General features: G+C 71.8%; 19 protein-coding genes and 1 tRNA gene. 1 reads left to right on the plus strand and 19 read right to left on the minus strand.

Translation table 11 applies throughout. The features are described 5' to 3' along the window. Positions 1-3: 3 nt before the first annotated feature. The 14 genes from ACFVST_RS05050 to ACFVST_RS05115 all read right to left on the minus strand — a co-directional run bounded on the left by ACFVST_RS05050 (position 4) and on the right by ACFVST_RS05115 (position 9,876). Complete coding sequence (locus ACFVST_RS05050; RefSeq protein WP_390146986.1) at positions 4-267, minus strand: acyl carrier protein; 264 nt, start codon at positions 265-267, stop codon at positions 4-6. A 419-nt stretch (positions 268-686) separates the two neighbouring features. After that, the gene (locus tag ACFVST_RS05055) at positions 687-1,637 is read right to left on the minus strand and encodes a hypothetical protein (RefSeq protein WP_390146987.1); all 951 of its coding nucleotides are present in this window, start codon (positions 1,635-1,637) and stop codon (positions 687-689) included. After that, complete coding sequence (locus ACFVST_RS05060) at positions 1,634-2,182, minus strand: 3-hydroxyacyl-ACP dehydratase FabZ family protein (protein WP_390146989.1); 549 nt, start codon at positions 2,180-2,182, stop codon at positions 1,634-1,636. Before ACFVST_RS05060 ends, ACFVST_RS05055 begins: the two co-directional genes overlap by 4 nt. After that, positions 2,179-2,571, minus strand: coding sequence for a hypothetical protein (locus ACFVST_RS05065; protein ID WP_390146990.1), 393 nt, complete (start codon positions 2,569-2,571; stop codon positions 2,179-2,181). Before ACFVST_RS05065 ends, ACFVST_RS05060 begins: the two co-directional genes overlap by 4 nt. Next, positions 2,571-2,984, minus strand: coding sequence for a hypothetical protein (locus ACFVST_RS05070; RefSeq protein ID WP_390146992.1), 414 nt, complete (start codon positions 2,982-2,984; stop codon positions 2,571-2,573). The genes ACFVST_RS05065 and ACFVST_RS05070 overlap by 1 nt, the downstream gene beginning before the upstream one ends. Further along, positions 2,984-3,316 (minus strand): DsrE family protein, encoded by a 333-nt coding sequence (locus tag ACFVST_RS05075; RefSeq protein ID WP_390146994.1) that lies wholly within the window; start codon positions 3,314-3,316, stop codon positions 2,984-2,986. The genes ACFVST_RS05070 and ACFVST_RS05075 overlap by 1 nt, the downstream gene beginning before the upstream one ends. Before the next feature lie 22 nt (positions 3,317-3,338). Continuing rightward, the gene (locus ACFVST_RS05080) at positions 3,339-3,860 is read right to left on the minus strand and encodes a hypothetical protein (protein WP_390146996.1); all 522 of its coding nucleotides are present in this window, start codon (positions 3,858-3,860) and stop codon (positions 3,339-3,341) included. Positions 3,861-3,868: 8 nt separating this feature from the next. Next, positions 3,869-4,246, minus strand: coding sequence for a hypothetical protein (locus tag ACFVST_RS05085; RefSeq protein WP_390146998.1), 378 nt, complete (start codon positions 4,244-4,246; stop codon positions 3,869-3,871). Beyond that, positions 4,247-4,498 carry an acyl carrier protein gene (locus ACFVST_RS05090; RefSeq protein WP_390147000.1) on the minus strand — a complete coding sequence of 84 codons (252 nt, stop codon included), beginning with the start codon at positions 4,496-4,498 and terminating at the stop codon, positions 4,247-4,249. A 177-nt stretch (positions 4,499-4,675) separates the two neighbouring features. Beyond that, positions 4,676-5,659, minus strand: a complete 984-nt coding sequence (locus tag ACFVST_RS05095) for a recombinase family protein (protein ID WP_390147001.1) — start codon at positions 5,657-5,659, stop codon at positions 4,676-4,678. A gap of 42 nt (positions 5,660-5,701) precedes the next feature. Beyond that, complete coding sequence (locus ACFVST_RS05100) at positions 5,702-6,658, minus strand: beta-ketoacyl synthase N-terminal-like domain-containing protein (protein WP_390147003.1); 957 nt, start codon at positions 6,656-6,658, stop codon at positions 5,702-5,704. After that, entirely contained in the window at positions 6,655-7,809 is a 1,155-nt protein-coding gene (locus ACFVST_RS05105; RefSeq protein ID WP_390147005.1) for a beta-ketoacyl-[acyl-carrier-protein] synthase family protein, read from the minus strand. The genes ACFVST_RS05100 and ACFVST_RS05105 overlap by 4 nt, the downstream gene beginning before the upstream one ends. A gap of 487 nt (positions 7,810-8,296) precedes the next feature. Further along, positions 8,297-9,085 carry a 4'-phosphopantetheinyl transferase family protein gene (locus ACFVST_RS05110; RefSeq protein WP_390147007.1) on the minus strand — a complete coding sequence of 263 codons (789 nt, stop codon included), beginning with the start codon at positions 9,083-9,085 and terminating at the stop codon, positions 8,297-8,299. Beyond that, positions 9,082-9,876 (minus strand): response regulator transcription factor, encoded by a 795-nt coding sequence (locus ACFVST_RS05115; protein ID WP_390147009.1) that lies wholly within the window; start codon positions 9,874-9,876, stop codon positions 9,082-9,084. Before ACFVST_RS05115 ends, ACFVST_RS05110 begins: the two co-directional genes overlap by 4 nt. A 696-nt stretch (positions 9,877-10,572) precedes the next feature. Between ACFVST_RS05115 and ACFVST_RS05120 the strand changes: the two genes are divergently transcribed. Then, a complete protein-coding gene (locus tag ACFVST_RS05120) occupies positions 10,573-11,316 on the plus strand; it encodes a DUF4232 domain-containing protein (RefSeq protein ID WP_390147011.1) in 744 nt (247 codons plus the stop codon). A 17-nt stretch (positions 11,317-11,333) separates the two neighbouring features. Here the strand turns inward: ACFVST_RS05120 and ACFVST_RS05125 are convergent, their stop codons facing one another. The 5 genes from ACFVST_RS05125 to tmk all read right to left on the minus strand — a co-directional run bounded on the left by ACFVST_RS05125 (position 11,334) and on the right by tmk (position 18,395). Beyond that, positions 11,334-11,522 (minus strand): hypothetical protein, encoded by a 189-nt coding sequence (locus ACFVST_RS05125; RefSeq protein ID WP_390147013.1) that lies wholly within the window; start codon positions 11,520-11,522, stop codon positions 11,334-11,336. A gap of 211 nt (positions 11,523-11,733) precedes the next feature. Beyond that, positions 11,734-11,807, minus strand: a tRNA-Thr gene (locus ACFVST_RS05130). Between the two features lie 83 nt (positions 11,808-11,890). After that, positions 11,891-13,504 carry an alpha/beta hydrolase gene (locus ACFVST_RS05135; protein WP_390147015.1) on the minus strand — a complete coding sequence of 538 codons (1,614 nt, stop codon included), beginning with the start codon at positions 13,502-13,504 and terminating at the stop codon, positions 11,891-11,893. 109 nt (positions 13,505-13,613) lie between these two features. Further along, positions 13,614-14,819, minus strand: a complete 1,206-nt coding sequence (locus tag ACFVST_RS05140; protein ID WP_390147017.1) for a DNA polymerase III subunit delta' — start codon at positions 14,817-14,819, stop codon at positions 13,614-13,616. A 294-nt stretch (positions 14,820-15,113) separates the two neighbouring features. Then, the gene (tmk, locus tag ACFVST_RS05145; protein WP_390147018.1) at positions 15,114-18,395 is read right to left on the minus strand and encodes a dTMP kinase; all 3,282 of its coding nucleotides are present in this window, start codon (positions 18,393-18,395) and stop codon (positions 15,114-15,116) included. Positions 18,396-18,550: the final 155 nt, after the last annotated feature.

The raw sequence follows: 18,550 nt of genomic DNA on the forward strand, positions 1-18,550 counted from the left end.
GGCTCAGCCCAGCCAGCCGGCGTGTTGCGCCAGGGTGTTGTAGACCTCGGTCAGGTTGACCATCTTCGGCAGCTCGGACTGCGGGATCTCGACCTTGTACTTCTTCTCGATGCGGGCCAGGATCTCGATGGCGCGCAGCGAGTCGGCCTCGTGCTCCTCGACGAAGTTACTGGTCTCGGTGATCTCCTCCGGCTCAAGCTCAAGAACCTCCGCGACGATCTCGCGGATCTCTTCGAGCTTCTCCTGCTTGTCGACGGCAGTCGTCATATCCCTAAACACCTTCCAGTGCACGTTCGTGACGGATTCACAGTTCGATCCCTCGCCATTGAGACTAGGCAGCGGGGGTTCGGGGTATCCAGCGAGCATGGGTGTTCACAATTCACGCTGCCCGGTTGCGGACAACAGCGGAACCGAATGCCCCTTTTTCAACCTGTCGTACGCATCTGGGACGCCCGGTCGCCGCCGGATTTAACACCGATAATCCCTGGCTAACGGACCACCACCGGCCTACCGGGACACATGACCCGAGAATCGCAAAACGCCCCCGCCGCTCCGCGTCTGCGATCTCTTGTGTGAGATCTATTACGCGGAATTGACAGGGGCGTCTCCGTGCCCGTAATCCAACGTTCAATTGAATGACGGCGGATAGGACCGACAGGTCCGAGGGGGGCCTATCGCGCCGGAACTCAGGGAGCGGCCTGCACCACGGAGCGTGGACGGTTGACCGCGATAAGTGTGTCCACGACGGCAATACACCGCTGCCCCGCCCAGACCTCACCGGAGAGAAATGCGTTTCCGGAGACCATCTGCTCCAGGCGGACCACATGCCGCATGCTCTCGCCTGGCCGCACCCCTCCGGCGAACCGGCAGCCGCGGATGGCGGCCAGCATCAGCACCCCGTCCGGTCCCCCCAGCGAGGTGCTGGCCAGCCACAGCATGGCCGCGCTCTGCCCGAACGACTCGAAGGCCAGCGAACGCGGGTAGTCATACCTGGCCCCGGGCAGTCCGTCCGGCAGCTCCTGGTAGCACGGTTCGCTGCCCGCGACCGCCTTGACCGCGGAGATCCTGCGGCCCGGCTCGACCTCCACCACCCGGTCCACCAGCAGCATGGGGTGACGTACCGGCAGCAGCTCGCGGATGCCGGCGTGGTCGAACAGCGGCTCGCCGTCGACCGGTTCGGGCGGTGGCGTGGGCGCGATCAGGAAGTCCGTCTCGGCGACCGTTCCCACCAGCACCTTCAGCTTGGCGACCGCAGTGCCGTCCTGGCTGGTGCAGCGGGCGTCGACGACCCAGCGGTTGCCCTCCGGCTGCGGCTCCAGCCCCGCGTCGAGGGTGATCAGGTCACCGCCGAGCATCGGGGCGAGGAGCCGGGCGGAGCGCACTTCGAGCAGCTCGGGCGGCTCGGAGAGGTCAAAGACATGGGCGACCGCCTGGCGCACCCCCTCCAGGAGGAACACCGCGGGCAGCATGGTCAGACCAGGGAAGTGGCCCGCCATATAGGGGTCGTCGACGGTGACGAGCTTGGTGGCGCGCAGCCTCAACCCGCCGTCCACTTCCCTCAGTTCGGCGGTGTCCACGGCCCGGAGCGGCGCTGCGAACGGTGGCTGCCCCACCGCGGTGACGGTTGCCGCGCTCATGCCAGCGCCTTCGGATCGGCCGATTCGGAGGCCGGCTCCGCCGTGGCGGAGGCCTCGGCCCCGTCCGCCTGCGCCGGGGGCTTCAGTACCTCGGCGGGACGCAGCGCGGTCATCACGCTGTCCACCACCAGCACTTCACGTCCGTCCGGCGTGGTGGTGACGCCCTCGAAGAACCAGGTGCCCTCCAGCGCCCGGCTGATCCGCACCTCGTGCCGCAGCAGCTCACCGGGCAGCACCGGACCACACACCTTCAGGCCCGAGATCCCGCCGAACAGGGCGACCTGGTCGGCCACCACGTCCCGGGGCTGGTCCCACGCGGCGAGCAGCGCGGCGCTCTGGCACCACGACTCGACCAGCAGCGCGGTCGGGTAGGCGTAGCCGTCGTCGGGTGTGGTGTCGGGCAGTTCGCTGTACCACGGCTCGTTGCAGGTGACGGCCTTGACGCAGACGATCCGGTCGCCCGGCTCCACCTCCAGCACCCGGTCCACCAGCAGCATCGGGAAGCGGTGCGGGATGAGCGTCTTGAGAGTCGCGACGCCGGTCACACGAACCACACTCCGTCGTACTCGGGCCAGCGGGCGGCCAGTTCGTTGGTGTCCAGGCACTCGACCCCCGGAACCACGTCCTCCGGTCCGAAGCCGAGAGCGCGCAGATCCGGCTCGTCGACCATGACCGGGATGCCCTCGGCGATGAGCTGCCGTACCGAATTGCGGTAGTCCGGCAGCGTGTCCACCCGCACCGGCCCGAAGTCGAGGGCCGGCTGGTAGACGTCCTCGTTCACCGCGACGGTGACCGCCGCGCCGCGCAGCGCGAGTGCGACCCCGTCCAACTGGGCGTTGAAGTCGAGGATGCCGTACAGCGCGTCGAAGAACTGCGCCTCGACGGAGCCCCGGTAGGCCCGGTCGATCACGCCGAGCACTCGGTAGCCGGCCATCAGGCACCTCCGATGAAGACGGTCTTGTCGGCACCCTGGATGGTGGAGACGAATCGCATCGGCGAGCGGAAACGCACCTCGTCGATATGGCTGGTGGCACCTCGCTCGGCGCTGCACGCGGTGCAGGCGATCCACGCGAACTTGCCGGGATTGGCCGCCAGCATGTCCCGCACGATGCGCGAGGGAGAGGGGTAGACCCCTTCCGGATCACGGGTGTTGATGAGCTTGGTCTCGCCGTGCGTGGTCTGCGTGAGCATGTTCGCGTAGCCGCAGGCCCACAGCCGCACCGTCTTGCCCTGGTCCAGAACGGCCTGGGCCATCCGCAGCGCGGAGGTGACGACATCGTTGGAGTGCGGGGCCGCGGTGACGACCAGCAGCAGGTCCCAGCGGCGCTGGGCGATCTTGGCGGCCATCAGTGCCACACCGTCCTGCAGCCCTCGGACATCAGCATCTCCGACGCCCGGTCCATGCCCGCCACGGTCACGTGCGGGGACAGCGCGCGCTCGCCGAGCGCGCGCTGGGCGGCGGAGAAGTCGTCCACCCACACCTCGGCGCCCGCCTTGGTCAGGCTCTCCAACTCGGGTATCCCGGGGGCGGCGGCGAAGACGCCGTCCTGCACCAGGAACACGCAGACCTGGTGCCCCGCCTCGGCGAGGACCCGGGCGTCGCCCAGGAACCGAGCGGCGTTCGGCCCTGCCCAGGTCCCCTGACTTTCGATCAGCAAGTAGCGTGACGGATTGTCCACAGACCGTCCATCTCCCTCATGGTCAAGGCTGCGCCGCCGCATCGCGTTCGGCCAGCGCCTTCAGGGTCAGTAGTTGTTTGCGCATCATGAGGGTGTCGCCGGCCGCGAGCAGCCCTGCCCGGACCCGTGCGACGCCCGTCGAGGGGGCCGCGTTGAGCCGGACCACCAGCCGGCTCGCCCCGGGCTCCCGGGGGACGACCTGGTAGGTGACCGCCATCGCGCCGTAGGCGCGGCGGGCCGCGGCGTGCGTCACGCCGGTCAGGTGCCGGTCGGCCTCAAAGTCGACCACCTCGAACGCGAGAAAGCGCTGCCCGGGCGCCAGGTCCTCCGCGCCGGGGGTGAGCGTCGTGCTGCTGCTGCGCAGCCGCCCGTAGGTGTAGGCCCCGGTCCGCAACTGGCACAGCCAGCGGAACGCCAGCGGGACCGGCGCCTCGACGTCGACGGCCCGGTGGAAGCTGACGTATGGCTGCGGCGGGTACTCGTCACACGGGTAACTCGCCGTGCACTCCTGCTCGGTGGCCCCCCAGGACCGTGCGTCGTACATCGGATCTCCTAGGCCGGGTCCCGGTACCGCAACCGGAGGGTCGCGGTCTTGTCCCGGTCGGTCCCACACCGCGCCCGCACATCGCGGACGCCGTCGGCGCAGGTGATCACGCAGTCGACGGACAGCACGTCGCCGGGGAAGACCGGCGAGAAGAAGCGCATCGAGCGGACCTCCTCCAGCACGGGCACCACACCCTGCTGCTCGTCCGCGTGCCGCAGCACCGCCTGGTGCACTGTGTCCAGCGTGAAGACGCCGGGCAAGATCGGGAACGCCGGGTAGTGGCCGTCGAAGACCGGTGCGGCGGGGTCCACCACGGCGCGCACCTCGACACCGGCCTCGTCCAGGCGCAGCACCTGCGCCCCGGTGAGCAGCGTGACCGCGCTCATCTAGCCGGCCAGCTTCCGGACCAGCAGGTCGTGGACGTCCGGCAGCCGGCGGATCTGCACGATCTCCGCCTCCTCGATCTTCACCTGGTACCGGCGCTCCAGGGTGACGGCCAGCTCCAGAGCCACCAGCGAGTCGACGTCCAGGTCCTCGATGAACAGGGCCTCGTCGGTGAGCGACTCCGGTTCGACGTCGAGTGCGTCGGCGACGAGCTCCCTCAACTCGTCCTTGTTCAGGGTGGCGTCAGTGGTCATCACATCTCCTTGGTGGGTCAGGTCGGTCGACGGAGAACAGAAGGGAGGACACGGCCGCCGGAAGTCTTCGACGGCGGCCCTGCCCGGCTCGGACGCTACGCGAACCACGCCGCGTGTCATGCACACAGATGGGTGTTGGGATCACCGGACGAGGCACACGTCACGGCCACCGGACGCTCACAAGGCGAGCGAGCCCGAGACGACGAGTTCGGTGGGCCCGAGCACCGCCTTGACCCGCAGCATCCGGTTGCGGTCGGAGTAGGTCAGCCGCAGTCCGAGCCCCTGGAACGCGGCCGCCTGCGCCTCCCCCTCGGCCTCGCGCAGGGTCCACAGGTGGCGGGCGGTCGCCATGATGGTCCGCTCGTGCTGGGTGCCGGCGCGCTCGGCGTTGAGCTGCTTCATCAGGAGACGCGGCGAACAGGACGCGCGCAGCCAGGAGATGAGCGGGCCGAGCACCGTCTGCTCCCGCAGATACACATTGCGCGGGTGGTCGATGCGGTTGGCGGTGGAGTACTCGGCGGGGAACCGGCAGCGGTAGTAGGGCTCCTCGTTGTTCCAGGTGCCCTGCATCAGGCGGTTGCAGCGGGCGCAGCGCACCAGGCCGCGCAGGCTGTAGGGCCGCGCGACGGGGGCCGCGGCCCGCTGGGGCCGGCGCTGGTCGAACATCTCCTGCACCGCGTGGAAGAGTTCGGGCGCCACGATCGGCGGGGACACCAGCGCCGCACCGCTCGTGTCGCTGCACTCGGAGTGCCCGGCGTAACGGCCGTTGACGAGGATCGCCCGCACCGCGCTCTTGGACCAGGCGACGGTGGAGTGCCGGGGGGCGCGCCCGGCCGCTCCGGGGCTGAGGATGCCGTCGGCCGTCAGGCCCTCGGCTATGCCCTGCAGCCCCTTGTCCGCCAGGTACTCGCGGAAGATGCGCGACACCACGGGCGCGGTGCTCTCGTCCGGGACGAGTTGGCGCTGCGGCTCACCGTCGACGAGGACGGTGGCGATCCGGCTTCCGTACGGCGGGCGTCCCCGGAGACGGGAACCCGCGGCCGCCCGTGCGTGCGTACGGGGGGCCCACTGCCCCGGTATGACGGTTCTGGCCTCTGCGGTGTCCTCGTGGTGGATGACACGGCCCCGGGCCGTGCGCGGACTGAGCGTTTCGTGATGCATTCCTGTGCTCCCCCGTGTGTGTGATGACATTCGTGCGGCTCGCTATACCGCCCCCCGGACGGTCACCGCGGTGAGGTGTCCGTCGTCCGACGCGGCGACGACGAGACCGGGACCGGACTCCTGGACCAGCCCGGCCAGGTGCAGCAGCGGGCTGACGGTGCCGTACCGCGCGTCGGCGCCGACGAACACGGTGTCCTTCAGGACCGTTCCGGCAGCGGCGCACGCCTCGCGCACGGCACTGTCGATCGGCGCCGCGGCGGCCGGGCCGCAGAACGTGTAGCGCAGCACCGGCTCACCGGCGGCGAGGGCGGCCGTCTTGCGCGCGGTGGACTCCAGCGCCGCTTCCGACCAGGCGCCGCCGCCGGTCCGCGGGACGAACCGCGACAGACCGCCCGTGACCTCTCCGGCCGCCGGGCCGTCCGTGCGGTCCAGCCGGAGCGCCGCCGCTCCGCCGAGGACCCCGGTGCCCGGGGCGGCGTGCTCGGTGGCGGTGGCGAGTACCCGGTCGGCCCGGCCGCGGCGCAGCGCGGCCACCGCGAACAGCACGGCGTCCAGGCCCGCCACGACGGGATTGATCAGGGTGACGGAGAAGGCCCGGCACTCCATGGAGATGGCGAGCTGGCTGGCGGGCATGTTCACCGAGAAGCCGGGCAGTTCGGCCGGGCTGAGCCCGGCGGAGCCCTCCTCCCGGATGCTGCGGTCCAGCCGCTGGTGCATCGCGGAGATGGAGTGGTGGGTGCCCGTGGCGATGCCGGAGCGGGCCGCGTCGTGCCCGGCCGGCGGCTCGTCGCCGTGGCGCCGGCCCGCGGCCTCGTTCGCGGCGGCGAGGAGGTAACGGGTGGCCGGAGTCAGGTACTTCCAGCCGCGCCGGCCCAGATACGGAATCGGGTCGAACCAGTCCTCGGCGGTCTCGGCGGCCGTAGGCCCGGTGCGGGTGAGATCGGCCGGCTCCCGCACGCCCGGTGCGACCAGCCCGATGCCTGTGACGGAGATGTTCATGACGCTGCCCCCAGCACCAGGGCGGCGTTGTTGCCGCCGAATCCGGTAGCGCTGACCATGACCCGCGGCTCCGTGAGCGGCACCGGCCCGTCCAGCGGGACCTCCAGCGAGCACTCCGGGTCGAGCGTGTCCACATGCGCGTTCGGCGGCACCGTCCGGTGACGCAGCATCAGCGCCGCCGCGACACAGCCGAACGCCCCGGCCGCTCCCGCCGTATGGCCGATGACCGCCTTGATACCGAAGGCGGGCGTACGGTCCACCCGGTCACCGAGGGCCGCCGCGATCACGTCGCTCTCCACGACGTCGTTGACCGCGATACCGGCACGGTGCAGGACCACGGCCCCGAGCGGGCCGGACGCCCCGGCCAGCGCACCCGCCACGGCGCGGCTCAACTGCTCCCCACCCGGCTCGGGCGCGGTCGGATGGTGGCCGTCGCAGCTCCAGCCGTCGCCCTCCAGCACCGCGTAGGGCGTGGCCCCCCGGCGGCGCGCGTGTTCGGCGGACTCCAGCACCACCGCGGCGGCGCCGTCACCGGTCACCATGCCCTGCCGGTCGGCGTCGAACGGGCGGCAGAGCACCCGGTCCAGCAGGCCGAACCGCTCCAGCGAGGCGAGTGCGACCCGGGAGTACCCGTCGGCCCCGCAGGCGATCACGACATCGGCCTGACCGCTGCTGATCAGCTCGGCCGCCGAGCTGACCGCGTAGACGCCGGCGGAACAGGCTGTGCTCAGGGTCTGGTTGGGCCCGCCCAGGCCGTAGGTGCCCGCGACGGCCGAGGCCACCTGGAAGGAGGCGGTGGCGGGCGCGTCGTCGGCGGCGCCGGACTCGGCCAGGTCGATGTCGCCGAGTGTGGTGCCGACGGTCAGTCCTGCGTCGGCGAGCTGCTCCGGTCCGAGACCCGCGTCGGCCAGGGCCTCGCCGACCGCATGGCAGGCCATGCCGCTGGTCCGGCCGTGGAGACGCCCGGCGCGTTCGGTGCGTTCCTGGGCGGCGCCGCGGACCTGGTAGACGGACGGGCGTGGATCGAGAGCGCAGTCCTCGGGCGCCGGGGAGGGCCGGGCATCGGCCTTCAGAAGGCCCTCCCACAGCTGCGCGGCCGAATCGCCCAGGCAACTGACCGCGCCGACGCCGGTGATCACCACCTGTGACATACCGCCCCCTGAAAGACCTGAGAAGCCCGCTTTTCACCGTGCTGATGGACCACTTTGATACACATCACAAATAGTTCGTTTCCCCCGCGCGAACGAGTGGGCAGGAAGATGACGCACAAGTCACGGTGCTCATCCACGAATAAGGTGTTCTTCCTCCCGAACGCCAATTCAGCGTGAGCCGCATCATCGCGGCCGACACAGGCGCAATTCGGACCTGCCACCGAAATGCATCGGAGGCAGATACGAGGCCCCCGGTCCAGCTCCCCCTAGCCCAATCAAGCTATAGCCGCCGTCGAGGCACGTGCAACGCACAGGCCACTTATGGACAGGGGAGCCGTCGGACCGGGACCCGGACCCCACCAAAGTGTCAGGATGCTGCATCGAAAAAGCGAAACCGGACACGTCTTGTAATTCGAGCCTCACTGACGGTGCCGGAATGCCCCGGCCGGAATGCCCCGGCGGGACGCCAGAACGCGAACGGCCGCCGTCAACCGTCCACTTCATGCAGATGCAGCGGCCACGGACGCAGCGGCCCGGGGTCCGGAACGACCGCCGCGGAGCCCTTCTCGACGGCGGCGGCAGCCGGATGGCCGGCGGGCGCCTGCACGTCCAGCAGAGCCCAGCCCGGCGGCGCCACGGCCGGGCCGGGACCGGAGAACTCGGGCCCCAACCCGGTGTACACACCGCCCACGCCCGCGGCGATACCGGCCCCGGTGCCCTTGAGGTAAGCCTCCTTGCGCACCCAGCAGTTGAGCATCGCGGCGGTGCGCCGGCCCGCCGGCAGCGCGGCGATGTCCCGCTGCTCGTCCGGGTGCAGATGGGAGGACAGGTCGAAGCGGGCGTGCCGGCGGGACGGGGCCTCGATGTCCACGCCCACCGGTCTCGCCGCCAGGCCGTACAGCACCGTGTCACCGGAGTGGGACAGGGAGAAGTGCAGTCCCGGCTCACCGTCGATCGCGGGACGGCCGTGCGGTCCGCCGCACATCGGACAGGCCTCTCGGCGGAACCGGATGCGGCCGGGCGACTCGCCGAGGCGGGCGCCCAGCAGCACCCGCAGCCCGACATGTGCGACGAGATAACGCAGCCGCCCCGCCTCGTGCCGGGTCGCGGCCAGCCGCCGGGACTCCTGCTCGTCGAGCACACCGGCGAGGTCGGTCGCCGCCGCCGCGGACGCGCCCACGCGCACCAGCCATGTGCCGACCGGGGCGGGCTCCGCCACATCGGCGCCCGCACCGGGCGCACCGGCGTCCCACGGACCGCCGCGCGCCGCGGTCACGGGACTCGTTGCGGACCGGGGCGGCCGTCCGCCGGCAGCAGACCCAGCTCCGAGGCGTAAACCCCCGCCTGGAAGCGGGAGTTGGCACCCAGCTCACGCATGATCTCGGCCACGTGCCTGCGGTAGGTCCGTACCGAGACGCCGAGTTCGCGGGCGGCGGCCTCGTCGGTGTAGCCCTGGCGAAGGCAGCGCAGTATCTCCTGCGGGAACTCCTGCCTGACCCTGCTTCCGGCTGGCGTCGCGGCATGCCTCCAGGCGCTGACGAAGAGCGAGTTGAGCGTCTTGACCACGGCCGGGTCCCGCACGAGCGTCGCATGGGCGCCGGTGCTTCGGTCGGACTGCGTCAGCGCTATCTCCTCGTCGATGAGGACCGCCCCGTGCAGGACCGCCTTGGTGATGCGCACATCGACCTCAGGGCCGAACTCGGCGGCCTCCGCGGGGCGCTCCGCCATCTGGTGGCACATCGCGAACTGCCGCGAGCAGAGCGCCTGCACCTGGACACTGCCGAGCGTCTCCGGTCTCATGGACCGCAGAGTCCGGCAGAGCAGTTCCACCGAAGCCGCGTCGGACGGAAAGACCACCTTGACCTGCTTCGCGTCGCCGAGCAGGGAGCGCAGGGCCTGCTCGGCCACGCCGACGTCGCTGGCGGTCTCCATGAGCAACTGCCCTTCGGAGTTGCGGTCCCGCCGTTTGGCGACCACGGTTTCGATCAGTTTCCGCATTTCGAGGAGGGCCTCATCGACTTCGTCCTCGGAACTCAGGGACACCTCGGCCGCGTCCGGAATCTCCACGCCCCCGGCACCGCTGGCCCCTGCCGCGTCCGCCTTGCCGGAACCCGATGCGCCGACACCCCCGTGCAGTCTGCGAACGACCCCGCCACCGTCCTCCGTGCTCCCCTCGCCGGAGACGCCGGGCTCCCGCCCGCACACGCACCGTCCGGGGACTTCGACAGGCGGTGGATCGAAAGCAAAGTCCCCCATGTGTCCCCCCTGGCATGTGGAAAATGCAAGGCGCCAACGAGCCTTCTCAGCGAGCCTCCGTCGCTCTCCAGTGGTCGTTGCTGGAGTGGCGACTCACACCCCCAAGCGCCCGCAGGCACAAGCCACTCGGTAGGAACGATCTCACCGAGAACCGTTCTGATACATGGCCCTCCGTGCCGATCAGTATCACACACACATTCGTTCCCGACAGGAAGCGGTGCAACGGCGGGCACTTGACACGGGCAAGATGCCTCGCGGTGTTCGCCCGACGTTCACTCAGCGCCCAACTCCGCGGCGGCCAGGGACCGTAGGCCGTGGCGGACTCCTCCGGAAGCTGCGCCCCAGGCCCGAACGGCAGCCCGCACAGGGCGAGTTGACGATCAGGCAGGCACGGCGGCCCTCCTCAGCCGCACGTGACAGAACCAAGACCTGGTGATCGAGTTCCCGTAACTACCGCTGAGTAGAAAGGTTTTCGACCACGAGCACAAACGCTTTCCAGGGGGACCAGTGAAGTACACCCGCACCGCCGCACTCGCCGCCCTCGGCGTCGCCACCGCCCTCTCGCTCACCGCCTGCGGCACCAGCGACTCCGGAACGGGCACCTCGGCCAAGAACGACTCCGCGTCCTCCTCGTCCTCCTCGTCCGGGGGCTCCTCGGACACCTCGGACACAGCCAAGGGCGACACGACGGGTGGCTCCAACTCGGGCGGCTCCGACTCGGGTGGCGGCTCGTCGTCGGGCGGCGGGAAGGCCGGCGGCGCGAAGACGGGTACCGAAGACCGCACCGAGCCCCTCTCCGGCTCGAAGACCGGCTCGGACACGGGGACGCGGCGGACCAGGTTCTGCAAGGTGCAGGACCTGGACATGAACGCCAGGGACGCCAAGCCCGACCTGGAGAACGGCAACGTCATCGTCACCATGACCAACACGAGCTCCCGCACCTGCTCGGTCACCGGCTTCCCGGGCGTCGATCTGACGGACGCCGACCACACCACGAGCCCCCTCACCCGCGACGACAACCAGCCCCGCATCGCCGACCTGAAACCCGGTCAGAACGGCGTCTTCAACATCTCGTACAAGATCTCCAAGGGCGGCGAGCCGGGTGAGTCCAACCCGGTCGAGATCCAGGTGACGCCCCCGAACGACACCCGCCACGTGACCCTGCACTGGCCCTCCGGCGCCATCAAGGGCATGTCCAACGCCACCGCCCGCATCCACCCCATGCACTCCGACCCGATGCCCCCGCAGTAACCGATGCGGGGCGGCGTTCAGAGACCGCGGATGGCCTCGGCCAGCTCGGATCCGTAGCAACCCCAGCAGATCACAGACCCGTCATCATCGAGCCGCCCCATGAACCACTCGCCGCCATCCCGCACAAGACACAACTCGTGAAACCCGAGAACCACATCGGGCCGCAACCCCTCGTAGTCGTCCTGACCGACCACCTCGACAACCACAAGCCGATCACACGACAGCACGACGGCCCCGGGATCCCCCGAAACCGCACGCACCCCTTCAACCGTCCACCCACCGGGAAGCCCTGACTCCACCAACCCATGGTCCCACCACCAGTACGGACCGACGTACTCGCCACCCACCCTTGAACCACGCCCACAGAACAACAAAAACCCCAGGCCGGAACGCTTCCGACCTGGGGGTCTATGTCTGAGCCGCCTTCGGGATTCGAACCCGAGACCTACGCATTACGAGTGCGTTGCTCTGGCCATCTGAGCTAAGGCGGCTTGGCCGGTGGGACCATGGTGGGTCGGCGGCCTCGCCAAGTCTACACAGTTTCGGGGGGTGCTCCGTACGGGGGTGGGTGGGGTCAGGAGCAGCGTTTGCCGTGGGTGGGGGGTGTGCCGGTGAGGAGGTAGCGGTTGATGGCGGAGTCGATGCAGGTGCTGCCGCGGCCGTAGGCGGTGTGGCCGTCGCCCTGGTAGGTGAGGAGGGTGCCGGAGTCGAGTTGGGCGGCGAGGGAGCGGGCCCAGGTGTAGGGGGTGGCCGGGTCGCGGGTGGTGCCGACGACGACGATGGGGGCGGCGCCCTCGGCGGTGATGCGGGTGGCTTCGCCGGTGGGGTGGACGGGCCAGTGGGCGCAGGAGAGGGAGGCCCAGGCGAGGCCCTCGCCGAAGACGGGGGACGCCTTCTCGAAGTCGGGGACGGCTTTGCGGACCTCGTCGGTGGAGGTGAACGCCGGTGGCAGATCAAGGCAGTTGACGGCTGCGTTGGCGAACATCAGGTTGGTGTAACGGCCGTTGGGGCCGCGTTCGTAGTAACTGTCGGACAGGGACAGGAGTTGGGTGCCGTCGCGTTCTTGGACGGCGGAGGTGAGGGCGGTGCGGAGTTGCGGCCAGGCGCCCTCGTCGTAGAGGGCAGCGATGACGCCGGTGGTGGCGAGTGCCTCGTCGAGGGTGCGGCCGTGGTCGCGGGTGGGCAGCGGCTTCGCGTCGAGTCGGCGGAAGAAGGACTTCAGGTGGTCGCCGACGGCAGCGGGGCGGGCGCCGCGTCCGCCGAGGGGGCAGTCGCGGGCCTTGACGCAGTCCTTGGCGAAGGCCTGGAAGGCGGTGTCGAAGCCGGCGGTCTGGCCGAGGTTCATCTCCCGGGCGGAGAGCGAGGGGTCCATGGCCCCGTCGAGTACGAGGCGGCCGACGCGCTGCGGGTAGAGCCCCGCGTAGGTGGCACCGAGGAAGGTGCCGTAGGAGGCGCCGACGTAGTGGAGGCGGTCGTCGCCGAGGGCGGCGCGCAGTACGTCCATGTCGCGGGCCGATTCCACCGTCGACACATGCGGGAGGATCTTCGCCGACCGCTGCTGGCAGCCGCGGGCGAAGCGCTGGTAGGCGGTCTCCAGGGCCTGTCGCTCGCGGGCGTCGTCGGGGGTGGTGTCGGTCCGGGTGAAGGCGTCCATCTGCTTGCCGCTGAGACAGGTGACGGGCTCGCTGCGGGCCACGCCGCGCGGGTCGACGGCGACCATGTCGTAGCGGGCGCGGACGGCGGCGGGGTAGCCGACCGCCGCGTAGGACTGGAGGTAGTCGATGGCGGAGCCGCCGGGTCCGCCCGGGTTCACCAGGAGGGAGCCGAGGCGCTTGCCGTGGCCGGTGGCCTTCTTGCGGGCGATGGCCAGGTCGACGTCGCCCTCGGCGGGGTGGTCGTAGTCGAGCGGGGCCTTCATGGTGGCGCACTGGAAGCCGCCGGTACCGCACCCGTGCCACTTCAACTTCTGCCCGTAGTAAGGGGACAGGGCTTTGGGGGTCTCGGCGGGGAGGGCGGCCATTCCGGCCTGGGTGGTGGCGGCCGGGGCGGAGCAGGCGGAGGCGAAAAGTCCCGCTGCGGCGAGCAGGGCTGCGGCGAGGACCGGGCCGCGTCGGGGACTGGAACCCCGGCGTCCCGGGCGGGTCGAACGGCCGGGACGGGGGCTGCCACTGCGGCGAGGTGTGTCCATCGGACGACCCTAACGCTGCGGATTTCCGCCGTCGCGCAGCGTACACACGGAGAGGTGATCTCGAACGGGTGGATAACGGGGGGGATGTGAGGGCCGCGGCGGTCGGTGGTCAGCCGGTGCGGAGGGTGAGGGCCATGGCTTCCACGGCGAGGAGGGGGGCCACATTGCGGTCGAGGGCGTCCCGGCAGGCGGCGATGGCCTCTATGCGGCGCAGAGTGGACTCGGGGGCGGCGGACCGGGCGAGGCGTTCCAGGGTGTCCTGCTGGTCGGTGTTGGCCAGGGCGATCCGGGAGCCGAGCTGGAGGGCGAGGATGTCGCGGTAGAAGGCGGTGAGGTCGGTCAGCGCCAGGTCGAGGCTGTCGCGCTGGGTGCGGGTGCGGCGGCGCTTCTGCTTGTCCTCCAGCTCCTTCATCGCACCGGCCGTACCGCGCGGCAGCCGGCTGCCCTGGACGGCGCCGAGTGCGGCGCGCAGCTCCTCGGTCTCCCGGGCGTCGGTCTCCTCCGCGACCTGCTTGGCGTCCTCGGCGGCCGCGTCGATCAGCTCCTGCGCGGCACGCAGGCAGCCGCCGACCTCCTCGATCCGCAGCGGCATCCGGAGCACCGCGGCCCGGCGCTCGCGGGCGCGCTCGTCGGTGGCGAGGCGGCGGGCGCGGCCGATGTGGCCCTGGGTGGCGCGGGCGGCGGCCGCGGCGGTCTCCGGTGCGATGCCGTCGCGGCGGACCAGGACATCGGCGACGGCGTCCACCGGTGGGGTGCGGAGGCTGAGGTGGCGGCAGCGGGAGCGGATGGTGGGCAGCACATCCTCCACGGAGGGGGCGCAGAGCAGCCAGACGGTGCGCGGAGCGGGCTCTTCCACGGCTTTCAGCAGGACGTTCCCGGCGCCTTCGGTGAGGCGGTCGGCGTCTTCGAGGACGATGACCTGCCAGCGGCCGCCGGCCGGGGACAACTGGGCGCGGCGCACCAGCTCCCGGGTCTCCTTGACACCGATGGAGAGCAGGTCGGTACGGACGACCTCGACGTCGGCGTGGGTGCCGACGAGGGCCGTGTGGCAGCCGTCGCAGAAGCCGCAGCCGGGGGCGCCGCCGAGGGCCCGGTCCGGGCTGACGCACTGGAGGGCGGCGGCGAAGGCGCGGGCGGCGGTGGAGCGGCCGGAGCCGGGGGGGCCGGTGAACAGCCAGGCGTGCGTCATCTTGGACGCGCCGGGTGGCGGGGTGTCCTGGGCGGCGGCGGTAACCAGGGCGTCCGCGTCCGCCGCGGCGGCGGCGAGCTGCGCGCTGACCCGTTCCTGGCCGACGACGTCGTCCCATACCGGCATCCGCTGCCTCCGCTCCGGTCGATCGGGGATGCCGGACCGGGATCCGGCCTGGGCCCAGGCCGGGTCGCCCTGCATCTGCCCATGTGCTTGCTGTGCCCGTCCATTGTGGAGCACGGCACTGACAACGCGGTCCGGGGCGGGGAGCGAGGCCGCGTCGGTGCCCAAGTGCCGTACGGCGAGCGTGAGTCGGGCACCGAACCGGGAGCGCACCCACCTTGTGCCGGCAACGAACGCGGGACAGGCACCGGCCCCCGGGCCGTGCGAAGCGGTGCCTGTCCCGGCCGGGCTCGGGGCTCAACTCCTCCCGCGGCGGCGCTCGTTGTCGTGGGTGCCGAGGAGCTCGTCGGCGAGGGAGGGCAGATCATCCAGGGGGGTCTCCTCCGCCCAGTCGGGGCGGGGGCGGGAGGTGCGGGCGGCGTCCGGCTCGGCGGCCGGGTCGATCCGGGGCATCTCACGGGTGCTGTCGCTTCCGTCCGGCCCGTCCACCGGGGTGGCGGGCTCGTCGCGGAAGAAGCCGGGCGGAACCCGGTCCGCGGGGGCCTCGTTCCGGATCGGGGGCAGGACCGCCGTCTCCTCGGCGGCGGACGGGCGCTCGCCGCGGCCGGGCACGGGGGGCTGCGGCAGTACCGCGGTCTCCTCCGCCTCGGACACGCCCGATACGCCGGGCCTGCCGCCGGACCGTCCGGCCGATCCGTCGGACCCTGCCGACCCGTCCGTCACGGGCAGTCCGGATTCGGAGAGCCGGGGCAGTTGGGCGGTGTCCTCCGCGGAGGAGCCGTCCTCGCCGGAGGTGTCCGGGCGGAAGAACGGGGTGGGCTGGGTGATCTCGTTGTCCGCGGTGCCGGGGGTGTGGTGATCACCGGGGGTGCCCCGGGTCTCGGGCCGCTCGGCCGCGCGGGCGGCGGCCGCCCGCTCCGCCTCGGCCGCACGCTCCGCCTCGGCCGCCCGCTCGGCTTCGGCGGCGCGCTCCGCCTCCTCCGCGCGCTCGGCCTGCTCCGCGGCGGCGGCCCGGCGGGCCTTCTCCGCGCGCAGCAGTGCCTCCTCCGCCTTGCGCTGTTCCTCCCGGCGGCGGGCCTCGGCCTCCTCACGCTGCCGGGCCTGCTCCTCGCGGAGGACGCGCAGCCGCTCCGCCTCCGCGGCGCGGGCCTCCTCCTCGGCGAGCAGCCGGACGCGATCCTCCTCGGCACGGCGCCTGGCCTCCTCGGCGCGCTGCCTGGCCTCCTCGGCCTGCCGTTCCGCTTCGCGGCGCTGGGCCTCCTCCAACTCCCGCTGCTTGCGCTCCTCTTCCTCGGCGCGGAGCCGGGCCAGCTCCTCCTGGCGTTCGCGTTCGAGACGTTCCTCTTCGGCCTTGCGGGCGGCCTCTTCCTCGGCGCGGCGGCGGGCCTCCTCCTCGGCTGCCCTGCGCGCCTCCTCCTGGGCCCTGACCTCGGCTTCGGAGAGCGGCAGCAGGGTGTCGAGGCGGTGCCGGATGACGGTGCTGACGGCTTCGGGCTCCTGGCCGCCGTCCACCACCAGATACCGGCCGGGGTCGGCGGCGGCCAGGGTGAGGAAGCCGCTGCGGACCCGGTCGTGGAACTCGGCGGGCTCGGACTCCAGCCGGTCGGGCGCCTCGGTGAAGCGCTCCCGGACGGACTCCGGGGACACGTCGAGCAGCACGGTGAGATGCGGGACGAGGCCGCCGGTGGCCCAGCGGGAGATACGGGCGACCTCGGTCGGGGAGAGGTCGCGGCCGGCGCCCTGGTAGGCGACGGAGGAGTCGATGTAGCGGTCGGAGATGACGACGGCGCCGCGCTCCAGGGCGGGGCGTACCACGGTGTCGACGTGCTCGGCGCGGTCCGCCGCGTAGAGGAGGGCCTCGGAGCGGTGGGAGAGGCCGGCGGAGGAGACGTCCAGCAGGATGGAGCGCAGTCGCTTGCCGACGGGGGTGGCGCCGGGCTCGCGGGTGAGGACCACTTCGTGGCCCTTCTCGCGGATCCACTCGGCGAGGGCCTCGGCCTGGGTGGACTTGCCCGAGCCGTCGCCGCCTTCGAGGGCGATGAAGAAGCCGGTGGCGGACGGGGCCTGGTCCGGGTCGCCGCCGCGCATCGCGTCCCGCAGATCGTGCCGCAGGGGGACGCCGGAGCGGTCGTCGACCTTGGCGAGGAGGAGCGCGGCGACGGGCAGCAGCAGCGCACCCGCCAGCATCAGGGTGAAGGCGGCGCCGCCGTGGGCGAAGACGAAGGCGCCGCTCTCCAGCCGGTGCCGGCCGATGAAGGCGGCGAGCACCGGGGCCGCGACGGCGGAGAAGCCGACGGCGACCCGCACCACGGCGTGCAGATGGTCGGTGAGCCGGGAACGGCGGCCGTCCTCGGTCTCCTGGTCGAGCACGGTGTGCCCGGTGTTGGCGGCGATACCGGCGAAGACACCGGCGATCAGGGCGAGCAGTACGACCGTCGTGGTGTCGGGCACCAGTCCGGCGACGAGCAGGGCGATTCCGGTGACGGCGACCGCGTAGGACAGGAGCCGGCGGCGGGACAGGGACGGCAGGACGGCGGGGGCGCCGCGGACGCCGAGGGCGGTGCCGCCGGCGAGGCCGAGTACCAGCAGGCCGAAGGTGACGGGGCCGCCGCCGAGGTCGACCGCGTGCAGCACGGCGACGGCGACCGCGGCGGAGATAGCGGCGGCGACCGCGGCACAGCCGAGGACGATCAGCGGGACGGCGCCGGTGCGGCCCTTGTCGGTGCCGGTGGCGGTGCCGTTCTTGGGGCGGCGCAGGCCTTCGAGCGGAGAGCGGGCGCGCGGGGTGCGGCCGCCCGGAAACTCCAGCGCGCCGAGGATGGAGGCGGAGGCGGCGAACATCCCCGCCGCCACATAGGAGGCGAGGGCGGCCTGGTGCAGGTCGAACCATTCGATGCCGAAGGAGGCGATCAGTCGGCTGACCAGGGTGGCGGCGACGAGACCGGCGGCGGCCAGCGGCAGCGCGAGGAAGGAGGTGCGCAGGCTGAGGCGGCGCAGTGCGTCGAGGTGGTCGGGCAGCGGGCGGACGGCGGCGCCCTCGGGCGGGGGCGGCGGCAGCAACGCGGGGGCGCCGCTCGCCCGGCACACCGTCCAGAAGCGCTCGCCGACGCCGGTGACGAAGGCGGTGACCAGCAGGATGGGGAAGGCGTCGTCCGGTGTCCAGGTGATCCAGAGGGGGGCGACGATCAGGAGGGCGGCGCGCAGACCGTCCGTGACGAGCATCGTCCAGCGGCGGTCCAGGGGCCCGTCGGGTGCGGTGAGCGAGGCGATCGGGCCCAGCAGGACGGCGCCGAAGAGGAAGGTGGCGAGCAGGCGGGCGCCGAAGACGGCCGCCACGGCGAGGGCCACTCCGCGGTAGTCCCCGCCGAAGGCGTCCTTCGCGACGGCGGCCTGGAGGGTGAGCACCACCAGGACGAGCAGAGCCAGGATGTCGCCGACTCCGCTGGTCAACTGCGCGCTCCAGAGCCGCTTCAGCGGTGGTACACGCAGCAGCGCCCGGACGGCGCGCTCCCGGGAATCTGCTACCAGGGCGTCGTCGGATGCCGTGGAGACGACTGGTGGCTGCTCGGCTGGCGTCATCCGTCCAGCCTATCGGGAGCCACTGACACGGCGGGCGCCCTCCCCTCAGCTCGCCGAACAGGGTTCCGAAACAGCAGGCCGCGGCCGGTGCGCAGGACGGCGCCCCGCGGGCGGATGGCCTGCGGGGCGCGTCGGTGGTGTGCCGGGGCGGGCCC

The sequence above is a fragment of the Streptomyces sp. NPDC058045 genome (assembly GCF_042885635.1).
In the GTDB taxonomy this organism is placed as follows: domain Bacteria; phylum Actinomycetota; class Actinomycetes; order Streptomycetales; family Streptomycetaceae; genus Streptomyces.

What these genes read in the sequence shown, in the direction of transcription:
- ACFVST_RS05050 (WP_390146986.1), bottom strand. Translation starts at nt 267, where the DNA reads ATGACGACTGCCGTCGACAAGCAGGAGAAGCTCGAAGAGATCCGCGAG.
- ACFVST_RS05055 (WP_390146987.1), bottom strand. Translation starts at nt 1,637, where the DNA reads ATGAGCGCGGCAACCGTCACCGCGGTGGGGCAGCCACCGTTCGCAGCG.
- ACFVST_RS05065 (WP_390146990.1), bottom strand. Translation starts at nt 2,571, where the DNA reads ATGGCCGGCTACCGAGTGCTCGGCGTGATCGACCGGGCCTACCGGGGC.
- ACFVST_RS05070 (WP_390146992.1), bottom strand. Translation starts at nt 2,984, where the DNA reads ATGGCCGCCAAGATCGCCCAGCGCCGCTGGGACCTGCTGCTGGTCGTC.
- ACFVST_RS05080 (WP_390146996.1), bottom strand. Translation starts at nt 3,860, where the DNA reads ATGTACGACGCACGGTCCTGGGGGGCCACCGAGCAGGAGTGCACGGCG.
- ACFVST_RS05085 (WP_390146998.1), bottom strand. Translation starts at nt 4,246, where the DNA reads ATGAGCGCGGTCACGCTGCTCACCGGGGCGCAGGTGCTGCGCCTGGAC.
- ACFVST_RS05090 (WP_390147000.1), bottom strand. Translation starts at nt 4,498, where the DNA reads ATGACCACTGACGCCACCCTGAACAAGGACGAGTTGAGGGAGCTCGTC.
- ACFVST_RS05095 (WP_390147001.1), bottom strand. Translation starts at nt 5,659, where the DNA reads ATGCATCACGAAACGCTCAGTCCGCGCACGGCCCGGGGCCGTGTCATC.
- ACFVST_RS05100 (WP_390147003.1), bottom strand. Translation starts at nt 6,658, where the DNA reads ATGAACATCTCCGTCACAGGCATCGGGCTGGTCGCACCGGGCGTGCGG.
- ACFVST_RS05105 (WP_390147005.1), bottom strand. Translation starts at nt 7,809, where the DNA reads ATGTCACAGGTGGTGATCACCGGCGTCGGCGCGGTCAGTTGCCTGGGC.
- ACFVST_RS05135 (WP_390147015.1), bottom strand. Translation starts at nt 13,504, where the DNA reads ATGGACACACCTCGCCGCAGTGGCAGCCCCCGTCCCGGCCGTTCGACC.
- ACFVST_RS05140 (WP_390147017.1), bottom strand. Translation starts at nt 14,819, where the DNA reads ATGCCGGTATGGGACGACGTCGTCGGCCAGGAACGGGTCAGCGCGCAG.
- tmk (WP_390147018.1), bottom strand. Translation starts at nt 18,395, where the DNA reads ATGACGCCAGCCGAGCAGCCACCAGTCGTCTCCACGGCATCCGACGAC.